Source organism: Gemmatimonadota bacterium (assembly GCA_022560615.1).
Lineage (GTDB): Bacteria > Gemmatimonadota > Gemmatimonadetes > Longimicrobiales > Gaopeijiaceae > UBA1138.
This window is the reverse complement of record JADFSR010000066.1, coordinates 1-11274: the sequence shown is the minus strand read 5'-3', so window position 1 is coordinate 11274 and position 11274 is coordinate 1. Positions and strand designations below refer to the sequence as shown.

Annotated in this window: 15 protein-coding genes and 1 tRNA gene; 8 read left to right on the top strand and 8 right to left on the bottom strand. The window is 65.1% G+C overall.

From position 1 onward, the window contains the following. Positions 1–290, bottom strand: a 290-nt coding sequence (locus IIB36_19425) for a hypothetical protein (protein MCH7533913.1), incomplete at its 3' end; no start/stop codon positions are given. A 244-nt stretch (positions 291–534) separates the two neighbouring features. Here IIB36_19425 and IIB36_19420 point away from each other — a divergent pair. From IIB36_19420 to IIB36_19385, 8 genes are all read left to right on the top strand, one after another. Further along, entirely contained in the window at positions 535–765 is a 231-nt protein-coding gene (locus IIB36_19420; protein ID MCH7533912.1) for a hypothetical protein, read from the top strand. 268 nt (positions 766–1033) lie between these two features. Continuing rightward, positions 1034–1852, top strand: coding sequence for a hypothetical protein (locus tag IIB36_19415; GenBank protein ID MCH7533911.1), 819 nt, complete (start codon positions 1034–1036; stop codon positions 1850–1852). A 4-nt stretch (positions 1853–1856) separates the two neighbouring features. Further along, positions 1857–3320 (top strand): hypothetical protein, encoded by a 1464-nt coding sequence (locus IIB36_19410; protein MCH7533910.1) that lies wholly within the window; start codon positions 1857–1859, stop codon positions 3318–3320. Beyond that, positions 3317–4123, top strand: coding sequence for an AAA family ATPase (locus IIB36_19405; protein MCH7533909.1), 807 nt, complete (start codon positions 3317–3319; stop codon positions 4121–4123). The genes IIB36_19410 and IIB36_19405 overlap by 4 nt, the downstream gene beginning before the upstream one ends. Next, on the top strand, positions 4120–5151 hold the full coding sequence (locus IIB36_19400) for an AAA family ATPase (GenBank protein MCH7533908.1): 1032 nt from the start codon (positions 4120–4122) through the stop codon (positions 5149–5151). The genes IIB36_19405 and IIB36_19400 overlap by 4 nt, the downstream gene beginning before the upstream one ends. Before the next feature lie 271 nt (positions 5152–5422). Continuing rightward, a complete protein-coding gene (locus IIB36_19395; protein MCH7533907.1) occupies positions 5423–5638 on the top strand; it encodes a hypothetical protein in 216 nt (71 codons plus the stop codon). Between the two features lie 49 nt (positions 5639–5687). After that, on the top strand, positions 5688–5846 hold the full coding sequence (locus tag IIB36_19390; GenBank protein MCH7533906.1) for a hypothetical protein: 159 nt from the start codon (positions 5688–5690) through the stop codon (positions 5844–5846). Beyond that, positions 5847–7103 (top strand): site-specific integrase, encoded by a 1257-nt coding sequence (locus IIB36_19385; protein MCH7533905.1) that lies wholly within the window; start codon positions 5847–5849, stop codon positions 7101–7103. 88 nt (positions 7104–7191) lie between these two features. Here the strand turns inward: IIB36_19385 and IIB36_19380 are convergent. The 7 genes from IIB36_19380 to IIB36_19350 all read right to left on the bottom strand — a co-directional run bounded on the left by IIB36_19380 (position 7192) and on the right by IIB36_19350 (position 11119). Next, positions 7192–7265 (bottom strand) — tRNA-Arg (locus IIB36_19380). After that, positions 7243–8604, bottom strand: coding sequence for a site-specific integrase (locus IIB36_19375; protein MCH7533904.1), 1362 nt, complete (start codon positions 8602–8604; stop codon positions 7243–7245). Before IIB36_19375 ends, IIB36_19380 begins: the two co-directional genes overlap by 23 nt. Beyond that, positions 8597–8836 (bottom strand): hypothetical protein, encoded by a 240-nt coding sequence (locus tag IIB36_19370; GenBank protein MCH7533903.1) that lies wholly within the window; start codon positions 8834–8836, stop codon positions 8597–8599. The genes IIB36_19375 and IIB36_19370 overlap by 8 nt, the downstream gene beginning before the upstream one ends. A gap of 41 nt (positions 8837–8877) precedes the next feature. Next, the gene (locus tag IIB36_19365) at positions 8878–9228 is read right to left on the bottom strand and encodes a hypothetical protein (GenBank protein MCH7533902.1); all 351 of its coding nucleotides are present in this window, start codon (positions 9226–9228) and stop codon (positions 8878–8880) included. 250 nt (positions 9229–9478) lie between these two features. Further along, positions 9479–9742 (bottom strand): hypothetical protein, encoded by a 264-nt coding sequence (locus tag IIB36_19360; GenBank protein MCH7533901.1) that lies wholly within the window; start codon positions 9740–9742, stop codon positions 9479–9481. Continuing rightward, the gene (locus tag IIB36_19355; protein MCH7533900.1) at positions 9739–10659 is read right to left on the bottom strand and encodes a DUF1643 domain-containing protein; all 921 of its coding nucleotides are present in this window, start codon (positions 10657–10659) and stop codon (positions 9739–9741) included. The genes IIB36_19360 and IIB36_19355 overlap by 4 nt, the downstream gene beginning before the upstream one ends. Beyond that, the gene (locus IIB36_19350; protein MCH7533899.1) at positions 10613–11119 is read right to left on the bottom strand and encodes a dihydrodipicolinate synthase family protein; all 507 of its coding nucleotides are present in this window, start codon (positions 11117–11119) and stop codon (positions 10613–10615) included. Before IIB36_19350 ends, IIB36_19355 begins: the two co-directional genes overlap by 47 nt. Between the last annotated feature and the right edge of the window lie 155 nt (positions 11120–11274).

Genomic DNA, 11274 nt, shown 5'->3' with positions numbered 1-11274 from the left:
GCCCGAGCCGTTGCGAGCGCCGCGTCGTTCAGCCAGAGGATCGCGTTGAGCGCAGGCCCTTGTTGGTTGTACGCCTCGATGCGGGCGAGGTAGAGCTCGACGAGCCGCTCGGACGTGAGTGTTCCGGAATCGAACGCTGCGTTGACATCCTCGATCGTGGCTGTCGAGAGGGTGAGCGTCTGGGCGGAAGCGGGGTCAGGAAGAATGGCGAGCGCTAGGAGCAACAGGGCCGCCCCCGGGCCTGTCGAGGCCAGACTGCCGATCCAAGGAATACTTGTTACGATCTTCATTCGAACCTCCATGTGGGATCGGCCTTTGGGCACGAGTGCCTCCTGAAGTATACCTAGATAGTCTGAGCATTAAGCGAACCGATGGTACCTAGATAGTCAAGGTATTGGACAGGAGGAAGAGCCGATGGGTTGCATCGGGGTCGTGCCGCGATATGCCGGTCGGAGAGGAAGTCCGGCGGCATGGCTTTCTAGCGGATATACGTATATTTAGTGTTATTATATACGTATACTCGTGCTCTCTGGGATGCGGACGATCACCGCTCCTTCACTCTCCTTCATCACCGTCCCGCCCGTGGTCGTCGCCATCCTGGAGCACCTCGAGCTCCCTCACACACCTCCCCCTATCTCACCGGCTCGCGGCCCCCCGCAGGGAGACTTCCTCCTCGACCAGACCCCAGTCTTCGATCCCACCGAGGCCGAGCCCATCCCAGAATTCGTGTTCGATCAGTCGCTGCCCGACGAGTTCGACTCCTGAGGGTCTGCCCCCCGCTGTCCTCCAGGACAGGCTGAGCCATTCGGCCGCCCCCTTTCTTGCGTTGCGATCCCAATGACGGAGTGAGTTGGACCCGGTTGCGGACGTGATGTCGTAGAGTCGGGGGGGTGGGGGAGCTTGCGTAGCGGGTCGGGAGGATGCAGAAGTTGCGAAGCCCGCGGCTGTATGGGGCCGCGGGCTTCACTATGGATGGACGTGGGCCTCTGTTCTGACGAGAGGGGTCCCGGGCCATCACACGTGGAGCGGAAGATTGGGCCAGGCTGGTGGTCGAGGCAAGTCGATCTTCGCGACGACAGCGTACGAGGTAGACGCGCGCGGCGAGCTACGGGCGGTACTGCCGGCTCGGTGCGTGTATGCGTCACCGACGGATACGTGCTCGGTGTACGTGGATCACCGGCGTAGCCGCAAGACGGGACCACGCTACCCGGTGGCGGTGGTGGGCTGCACGGAGCATCCAGTGGGTCGCCACACGCTATATCCTCCGGGGCACGTACCGTACGGGCGTGAAGCGGTGGTGTCGTGCAGCGCGTCGGGCGCGCTACTGCGTGCGGGAGATACGGGGGATCGGGGGTGGGCGACGACGCTGTTCTCTGCGGCAGTGGACGCGGCGGGTGGCGCGCGGTGGCCGTCGGACAGCCCGGCGGATGACAGTCGACGCCGGCGAACGCAGGGTCGTCGTCTGGAGCTGGCTGGCCGGCTGATGGGCGTGCATCCGGAACTCGATGAGGGCACGCGCGAGCGTGTGGCGACCCGTCTCGGGGTGGGAACGATGACGCTGGCGAGTGGTGCACGGATCTGGTCGAGGAGCTGGTCGCAGCGAGGTGCGGCGGTTCTCGCTGTGCTCATGGCGTTGGCCCTCGACGGTGCGCTACTGGACCAGATCCTGGCGTCTGGCGTGATCGTGGGCGTGTGGACGGACGTGCGACGCTGGGACCTGGCCCGAGGGACCTGGGTCGTAACCCGTGCGAGCCGTTCCAGCCCCACGGAACACCCGACCGTCGTGTGCCCACGGGGCCGGAGCCCACCACCCACGACTTTGCACGGCGCGAGCGGACAGAAAACGATCTAGCGTCGTGTTCATGATCGACAACACGTCCCGTTCCCCTGGTCCTGCGCCGTCTCCGTCGCCTGTGGCACTGCTGCGGTACTCCGTGCTCGCTCAGGTCGAGGCTCTCGTGCTCGGCGGGTGGCGGGTGGGTGCAGCGGTGCGCGAAGTCGCCGGGCGCGACCACGCCCGTCTGGACGATGCCGGCGGTCGCGCTGTAAGCGACTATCGTGTAGGCGAACGCACGATCCAGCGCTGGCGTGCGGCCTACGCGGCGGGCGGTCTCGCGGCGATCGAGCCCAAGAGCCGGCGGCGGACCGAGACCTCGCTCGTGCTGAGCGATAAGCTCGTCGAGTTCATACGTGCCGAGAAGCCGCGCGATCCCCGGGCCAGTGTTCCTGAGCTACTACGTCGTGCGCGCCTGCGTGGCATCGTGCCCGACGACTTGTCCGTCGACCGGACCACGGTCTGGCGGGCCTGCCGGCGCATGGGCCTCGTGACCCGCGCTCGTACAGACACCAAGCGCGAGGGCGACACACGGAGGTGGCGCTACGCACAACGCATGCGCTGCCTGCTCTGTGACGGCAAGCACTTCCGAGCCGGAGGTGAGCGGCTACGTCGGGTCGCGCTCTTCTTCCTGGACGACGCCACCCGGTACGGCTTGGACGTGCTCGTGGGCACCTCGGAGTCGACCGAACTCTTTCTGCGCGGGCTCTACGGTGTCGTACACAAGCACGGGCTCGCGGATCTGCTGTACCTCGACCGTGGTCCCGGCTTCATCTCGAGCGACACGCTCACCGTGGTCCAGAGCGGGCTCGGTGCCTGGCTGATCCACGGCAAGGCGAGGTACCCGGCGGGGCGCGGAGCGATCGAGCGCTTCAACCGCACCGCTCAGGACCAGGTGTTGCGCGCGCTGGACGGCGCCGCCGAGGTCGACCCCGACTGTGGTGCGCTGACGCTGCGTCTGCGCCACTACCTCGTGGGCTACAACGACACACCCCACGAGACGCTCGGTAAGGACACGCCACGGCAGCGTTGGGATGCGGGACGCCCACTGCGCTTTCCAGACGACGAGACCGACCTGTACTTCCGCTTCGTCGTACGCACCATACGCAAGGTCTCGGCGGACCATGTCATCAAGGAAGGCGGCCAGCTGTGGGAGGCGCCCTGGGGTCTCGGCGGGCGTCGCATCGAGGTGCTCCGCCACGTCCTTGACCGACGGCTATGGGTCTTCGAGGACGGACGCAGGGTCGAGCTGGCCGAGCTCGACCCCCACGCGAACGCGACCGAGCGCCGCGGCTCGGGCACTGCGGGCCCCGAGGGCCCCGATCCGGGTCCGCGGCCCGACGAAGGGGTGCCCACGACCGCCGCTTCCCTCGCGTTCAACCGCGACCTGCTCCCCCTCGTCGACGGCGACGGTGGCTTCATCGACGTCGAAGGTCCGCCAGAAGAACAGCAGGAACCACGAGAAGAACATGAGGAGGAGCCATGAGCATCGACCTGAGCCCGATGGGGTTCCGTAAGACCCCGTTCACTCGCGAGCTCTCCGTCGCGGAGCGCTTCGTGCTGCCCCATCAGGCTGAGGCGACGGACGCCCTGATCGAGGCCGTCCGTCAGCGCATGAGCGCCGCGCTCATCGCACCGGCCGGTACCGGCAAGACCATGGCGTTGAGGGTCCTATTCGACGCGCTGCCCGAGGCGCGCTACCAGGTCCGATACGTTAAGGTGACCGGGCTGTCGAAGCGCGATCTGTGCAAGGAGATCGCAGCGGCGTGCGGGCTCTCAACGGCCGGCATCTTCCCGTCGCTCGTGCGCAAGCTGCAGGACGCCTTCTGCCACACCTCAGGCGCCAACGGCCTGCGTCCGGTCATCCTGCTCGACGAGGCCCATGATCTGCGGCCCGAGTCCCTGGCGATGCTGCGCCTGCTGACCAACTTCGAGATGGACAGCCGGCTCGTACTGTCCCTCGTGCTCGCGGGTCAGCCGCCGCTGCGCACGATGCTCGCCCGCGCGGACCAGCAGGCCATGGCTCAGCGGCTCGCCCACTACGCGACCCTCAGACTACTGTCCCGCGACGAGACCCACGCCTACGTGACGCATCGGTGTGTCGTCGCCGGTGCCGAGGTCCACCCCTTCGATGGCGATGCGCTCGAGGCCATCTTCGAGATGAGCCATGGCAACCTGCGCGCGATCGACCGCATCGCGCTCAAATCCATCGAGCTCGTCGCACAGGCCGGTGCCTCGGCGGTCTGCTCGGGCAACGTCATCGCGGCACGCAAATTACTGTGGCCGTGACTGAGGGAAGGACCCCGGGAAGGACCCCGGGAACCCCGGTACTGCCCACGCTCCGGGTCTATGCCATCGACGCGGAGCCGGATAAGGCGCGGTGGCTGGTCCGGGATCTGTGGGGCGCCTCCGCCGTTGGCGTGATTGGAGGCGCGCCGAAGACCTGCAAGTCATGGTTAGGGCTCGACCTCGCGGTCTCGGTGGCTTCGGCCACCGCCTGCCTCGGTCGCTTCGAGGTGCTGAGCCCGGGCCCGGCCCTCGTCTATCTCGCCGAAGACGGGCTGCCACGTGTACGCGAGCGTGTCGCCCAGATCTGTGAGCACCGAGGCATCTCACTGAGTGGCCTCGACCTGCATGTCGTCACGGCACCGAGTCTGCGCCTCGACATCGAGCGCGACCGTCGCGCGCTCGACGCCACGATCTCCGCGCTCCGGCCCAAGTTGCTCGTGCTCGACCCGCTCGTACGTTTGCATCGCTTGGATGAGAACAGTGCTGCAGATGTCTCCGGCTTGCTCGGCTTTCTTCGCGAACTCAACCGCCGTCACGACGTCGCCGTCCTCATCGTTCACCATATGGCCAAGCGCGCTCGACGCGACCTCGGTCAGGCGCTCCGCGGCAGCTCCGACCTGCACGCATGGATCGATTCCGCTTGCTACCTCGTCCGCCACACTGAACAGCGCCTACGACTCACCGTCGAACACCGTGCCGCGCCCGCACCTGAGCCCATCTTGCTCACACTCGCCGGCGGCGACGGCCAGCCCGTCAGGCTCCAGCTCGTCGACGACCACCACGACGACGACAGACCGCCGACGCCCCTCGCCGAGCAGGTGCGCGCCGTGCTCCGACGTGCTGGCGAGCCACGTTCCAGGGCAGCGCTCCGCAAGCAGCTCCGCGTCAACAACACTCGCCTCGGAGATGCGCTCCGCGACCTCGAGCTGCGTGGCCACGTCGTGCGCGGATCCGACGGTTGGGCGCTGGCCGCCCTCAACGGCCCCGCACCCGACGACCCTTCCCAGCTCTCCCTTTCCTGCGGCTGACCTCGCGCATCCCTGCACCCCTGGCACACGTCCCGACGCCACCCATCTACACCCGTTCCGGACGTTCCCCACCTAGGGCGCGCTCGGAACGGAACGCCTCCTGCCTACCCCACACTCCATGTCAGCCTACCCGCAACCGCTCCCGTCCCTGGGATCGCAACGCAACACCTGTGCTGGTGGTGCACCGGTTCGGTCCGGAAGCGCTGGCGGTCATCGAAGAGCACCGTCACTGCCTGTCGGGCCGTCAGGACCACGCGGGGGATGTGACCTCATGAGCGGCCGCGTGTGGTGCACCGAAGTCGTTAAACGCATCCCCGAGTTGGACGCGGAGCCCGGCGACCTCGTGGTCGTTCAACCCGACCACCTGACCGACCAGATCATGGTCGCGAAGTATTACGACCTGGGGCTCTGCGGCCTCCTGAACCACCACACTACGCGGCGGTTATACCTCCAGGAGGGGGGATACCTGACCCTCATGGAGGACTGAAGTTGAAAGAAACGAAAGTTGGTCGAACACCGAGAGCATTCAGGAGGACTTGGCCGTAGCCATCCGCCACTATCACGAGGCCGCGAGTCAAGTCCGTGCGATAGAGGCCGTGATGCCAGGCGTGCACGGACTGTCGGAGTTCTTGAAGGCCCACGACAACGCGCTCAAAAAGTTGAAGAGGTCCTGGCACACATCTGAGGAGGACTGAATGCCAAAACGAAAGCACTGGAGCACCACGGTCGAAGAGTCCGGGGTACGGGTGCGTGTCTACCAGCGCCCCGGCTCTTCGCGTCTTTGGTACTCGATCGTCCGTCCGGACGGTTCGAAGATCCGGCGCAGCCTCGATACTTCGAGTCGGCAGCTCGCAGAAGAACGCGCAAGAGCCATCGCGCGGAGCATCGCAAAGGCGCGACTCACCGGCGTGACCCCGGAGACGCTCACGCTCGGTCAGCTCTTCGACCAGTACCGCCGTCACAAGCTGCCGACGCTCTCGGGCGCGTGGGCACGGTCGGCGGAGACGCGGATTCATCTATTCGAGAAAGCGTGGGGGCGGGATCTGGCCGTGCGTGCCGTGGACCAGACGCGCATCATGCTCTACTGCCAGAAGCGACGTAACCTCGAGGTCGTCTCGCCTGGGCTCGAGCCCGATGAAGACGGCAAGCGCCGGCGCGGGTACCGGAAACCACGCCCGGTCCGGGACGGTGCGCTGGCCGGGGAGTTTCGGTGGTGCCATTCCGCGTTCGCCTGGGGGTGCGGCTTCACGAAGCCGAACGGCGACAAGCTCCTCTCGAGCAATCCACTTGCCGGCGAAGAGTGGCCAACCGAGAAAAACCCACGGCGGCCCATCGCTTCGCACGAACGCTACGTCGCCACCATGAAGCACATCGACGGGATCGACCCCGAAGGACGGCTCCGGTGCATTCTCAGCCTCGCAAGGTTCACGGGCAGGCGTGAGGCGGCGATCTGCAAGCTCTGGGCTTCGGACGTGCTACTCTCGGCGGACCGCATCCGGTCCGCGCTCGCGGCCGAAGGGATGGACGAACGTCGGGCCGAGCATATGCCTCACGGCGCCGTCCGCTGGCGCGCGGAGACGGACAAGCAGGGGCTCTTGTTCGTCACGCCGATCAGCGCGGACACGCGCGCGGAGTTGGACCACTACCTGCGCGGGAGTCCACGTGTGGGCGACGTGCCGCTCTTCCCTGCCCCCCGGGACCCGTCCAAGCCTATCCGGCGAGAGACAGCCGCCAAGTGGCTCCTACGGGCCGAGAGACTCGCGGGGCAACCCAAGGTCAAGGGAGGAGTCTTCCACCCGTACAGAAGGCTCTTCGCGTCGGAGAGGCGGGGCCTACCGGACGTCGACGTCGCGGCCGCGGCGGGATGGAAGGACCCTGCCACCATGAAGAAGTCTTACCAGCAAGCCGACGCCGCAGGGGTGCTCTCAGCGGTACTCGGCAGAAGCGAATAGGGCCAAACGGGACACAGTTGAGACACACCTAGCCTGACAAGGGAAGCGCCGCAGAGCCGTAAAGCCTTGCGGCGCTTCGCTTTCCAAGCGCGCCCGACAGGATTCGAACCTGCGACCTCATGCTCCGGAGGCATGCGCTCTATCCAACTGAGCTACGGGCGCAAAAGTGTACTTCTTCCAGCAATAGCGCGGGGTTTTCGCCTACGCCAATCCATCGCCCCAAGGGGGGGTGCGCGCACGCTGGGCGAGTTGGGGCCGAATTCACTGCACTTCTCTCAACTGCCGGGCCCCAGACGACGCATAAGATAGTCTCGGGGTCGGCCTGCTGGTAGGCGGTTTTCAGCGTCTCTGTCGTCTTCCAGCCGCCTGCCTCGGCAACGTCCACATCGGGTAGGTGTTTCCGCTCCGTCGCCCATTTGCGCCGGTAGGCATGCCATAGGCTGCCCTTATGTGGCTCTAGCCCCGCCAACACCTCAGCCTTTTGGAGCCACTTCGCGGCTAGATGTCGAGTCATCGGTACTCCTGGGTCGGTCGGCTTCGGGAACAGAGGGGCGGAGCCCACGCCGGGGCGCTCCCGCAAGATCCGGTCGATAGCCGTGCGGACCCTCGGGTCCATCGGCACGATCCTCTCTATGCCGCTCTTGTCGGTGTCGGCGCGCCAACGGATGCTGCCGTGGGGGCAGCCGTCACGTAGTCGGAGGTCCAGGTCATCGAACCGCAGTGAGCACACTGCCGAGAGGCGTCGGCCCGTGCCGTTCACGATATCGAGTACCTCGGACAGGTAGCTTCTGGCCTCCAGCGTCCGACCCCATCGGGTCTCCATCATCACCTGATCCGCCACACCCCGAACCGCTTCGTAGCGGTCCTCCGTCGCGACCGGACGCCTCGGGTTCAACTCCGTGGGAGTCTCGAAGCCCCGCACTGGGTTCTCACGCATCAAATAGTAGCCCTGCGCCGTGCGCCACTTCGACGCCCAGTTGAAGACCCACCGCAGCCACTTGCAGTCTGCATCCACCACCCGCGCCCGGACCTTTCGGCGCTTCTGCTCGGAAACGGCATTGCCCCTTGGATCTATCGCACCACTCGCTCGGTCACGAACAAACCGCTCCCAGTGAGCAAGCGAAATCCTGTGAGGGTCCGTCTTCCCCCCGAGGACCTTCGACCACATTTCGCCACAGCGGTGATCTGCTTGCTGGACCCCCTCAGTCCTCCACGGTGTGCGTTCCTTCAGGTAGAGAGCGAACACACGAGAGAGTTCCACGTGTCCGAGGGCAATGTCATCAACCCCTTTCTGGAGCTTCGCGCACTGCTCATGTGCGTATGCTTTCGCCCGGTCCCTGTCCCGGTAACCAAGCGAGAGGCATCGCTGCCCTCCTTTGCCATCCCTGAGCGTGGAATCCCAAGCGGCGATCTGCAGCACACCTCCCGGCCCGCGCTCAAAGACGGTGACGGTATGGGGTCTCTCCCCTACCGCGTAGCTCCAGCGTTTCCGCCTAGCCATCGGCCTCCTCCTGTTCCAGGGCTGCTTCGAGGGCATCCGCCGCAGCCGTGAGTCGCGTGGACTGATGTCGGAGATAGTCGATCAGCTCCCGCGCAGCGGGCTCGGTGACGCGACGCTCTGACCGCTTGTAGCCCATCAGCGTCCGCCATCCACGACCCGTCTGACGCGAGACTTCCTTCAGGTTCAGGAGCTCCAACGCCGTCCGATACCGGTCCTCAGTCTTCTTGCCCATAAGCATATTAGTATGCTCGGACGTGGAGAGATGCAAGGCCGTCATGACACGCTCAGTATTTCGGCAGCGATGTCGGGCTCGCCCTTGAGTTGGGGAGCTCCCCCACCACGGCTCGGAAGGTGACGACGTTGAATCCGTGGACTCCCCTTCTCTGCTGCGTTGGGTAACTCGCCGCTCGCGACCTTCTGCTGGATTGTCGAATACGCGACGCCCGACTCTTCGGCGGCCTCATGGAGCGTCACCTTCTCGAAGTACCACGCGTTCAACCGCTCCTCCAGGTCGCAGGCGAGCGACTCCTCGAAGAGGGCCAGGTGCTCCTGCCCGCGTCGCCGGTACCGCTCCGCTTCTTCGCGCCACTCGACAGCGATGGCCCGGAGGTCCGCGATGTTCATGACGCACCCAACGCAGAGCGCAGAGCGTCACGCACGGCTGGTGCGAGCTGGCGGTGTAGGTAGGTGCCAAGGACGTGCTTGCATCGGACATCGGGCCGGTAGGCCGCGTCTCGGCAATCACACCGCCACGGCAGTTCGTCGGCGCGTACAACGTGTTCAGCGGTGCCGCCACGGACGCGATATCGACAATCGGCTAGCGGCGTCACGTTGAGCGATAACGCGCGGCGCGTGCGGCCGGGGTCGAGGACCTTCATGCGTCGGCCTCGGGGGTCGAACGACACCAGTAGCACACCACGCCCGCCTCCGGGAAGGTGAACCGCTGGCAGCGCGAGCAGGGATGTGTCTCATGGGGGGTGGAGAGAAGCGCGAGGATGTCGGGCTTGAGGCGCTTCAGTTCGATGAGCATATCGGGGGTTAACGCCTCGCGCGGTCCCCGGTACCGGAGTTGGTCTCCGTCTGGGGTCAACTCGACCCCCTGCTCTCGGACCACTCGGAGAAGATCCGCCGCGGTCACAGCACACCCTCAGCCCGGTCGGCGGTGTCATCTGGCTCCTGGGGGCCTTCCCACAATTCAGGGGACGGCGTTTGGGCTCCTGAATCGGGTGTGCCTTTGCCGTTGGTTACGGGAGCGTCTTCAATCGGCTCCTCGGTCCGCAGTCCGGCCCGCTCGTCTTCGAGGTATTCGCCGCCGTCTTCAGACAGCTCCTCAGGGTTTGGAGCCGGGTCTTTCTCTGTCCCCGTCCCCGGATTCACCCGCGCAGAAGTCGCAGAAGTCTCGGTAGAAGGCCCGTGAGGGGACTTCTGTGACTTCTGTGTATGCCTATCCAGGATGGCAGGATTGATTTCCAGGATCGGCGAGGGCGGCTGTCCACCAGTGGGCGGGCGCAGGCGAAGACGTAGACAACCACGCTCAGCTAGATCGTCCAGGAGGTCGCGCACGTCCTTGATCGTATCGATCGACTTTTTCCCTCGTACGGCTATGTGGAGATCGCGAAGCGTCGATCCTTTCGGCAGCCCACGCACCTTCTTGAGGACGTAAGCGAGAAGCGCCTGCTCAGAATCCGCGCTCATCTCCCAGAACACCGCCAGGGCGTGCGTCGTCAGGGCTCGCATAATGCGGACGGCGGAGTCCATTGCGGTAACACTGATCGGCTCCGTGAACAGTGCGCGACCATCGTCGGCCCGTTCACACAGCTCCAGAAGTGCAGCGACTCGCACGGCCTGACATTTGGCAATCGGAGCCGCACCCCAAGCCGCTACGACGACCGATACGTGCTCGCCGAGATACCGCAGCCAGCGTTCGTTCTCAGGACCAACGGGATCGGTGGCGCCGAGCAGAATCTTGGGCACAGCCTCAAGTGCGGTTTGAAATCGTTGGAGCTCGTCAGTCACGAAAGGCCTTCGAAGAGACTGGACTCGTCCTCTCTCCACCCGACGGACGAGTGCAGTAGTTCAAAGTCCTCCCACGGGTAGACAGACTCGACGACCTCGGTTGGGACGGCAAACCAGAAGCCTTGCGCAATACAGATAGATAGTCGATCGTGCAGGCCACTGTGGTCTTATAGAATATGGGGGGTAGCGCGCTGACGCCGGCAACGCCGAGTTGGCCTGCATACTCGGCCAGGGTGATCCCGTCTCGTAGCGACATGGCCGACACCAGGGCCAACACCGGTACACGTCCGCCGACCGCCGCCACGGTCTCTTTGAGGACTTGCTTCCGCTGCGGCAAGTCGAGGTACATGGAGCAGCCCGTCCCACCACTGACCCAAAACCCGGCTACGCCCGCACCGATCGAATCTTCGATGTGACGCTCCAACACTTCCAGAACAAGCCGCCCCTCACTGTTGAGCGGTGCCGGCAGGGCCGTGAGCACTCCTTGAAGCTTCGTCATGTGTCGTCCTTTTTCACAAGTTGATCTAAAACCGAATAAGCGGTCGACGCGCAAACCAGGGTTCACTGAGACGTCAGGCTCGCTGCTTCAATTCCCATAATTCCTGTTTTTCAGGCCCCATAAACCTGTCTGCTCTTCATGGAAATCTTCTCAGG

Excerpts from the sequence above, each read along its gene's own strand:
- IIB36_19420 (MCH7533912.1), top strand. The coding sequence starts at position 535 with ATGCGGACGATCACCGCTCCTTCACTCTCCTTCATCACCGTCCCGCCC.
- IIB36_19405 (MCH7533909.1), top strand. The coding sequence starts at position 3,317 with ATGAGCATCGACCTGAGCCCGATGGGGTTCCGTAAGACCCCGTTCACT.
- IIB36_19395 (MCH7533907.1), top strand. The coding sequence starts at position 5,423 with ATGAGCGGCCGCGTGTGGTGCACCGAAGTCGTTAAACGCATCCCCGAG.
- IIB36_19385 (MCH7533905.1), top strand. The coding sequence starts at position 5,847 with ATGCCAAAACGAAAGCACTGGAGCACCACGGTCGAAGAGTCCGGGGTA.
- IIB36_19375 (MCH7533904.1), bottom strand. The coding sequence starts at position 8,604 with ATGGCTAGGCGGAAACGCTGGAGCTACGCGGTAGGGGAGAGACCCCAT.
- IIB36_19370 (MCH7533903.1), bottom strand. The coding sequence starts at position 8,836 with ATGGGCAAGAAGACTGAGGACCGGTATCGGACGGCGTTGGAGCTCCTG.
- IIB36_19365 (MCH7533902.1), bottom strand. The coding sequence starts at position 9,228 with ATGAACATCGCGGACCTCCGGGCCATCGCTGTCGAGTGGCGCGAAGAA.
- IIB36_19350 (MCH7533899.1), bottom strand. The coding sequence starts at position 11,119 with ATGACGAAGCTTCAAGGAGTGCTCACGGCCCTGCCGGCACCGCTCAAC.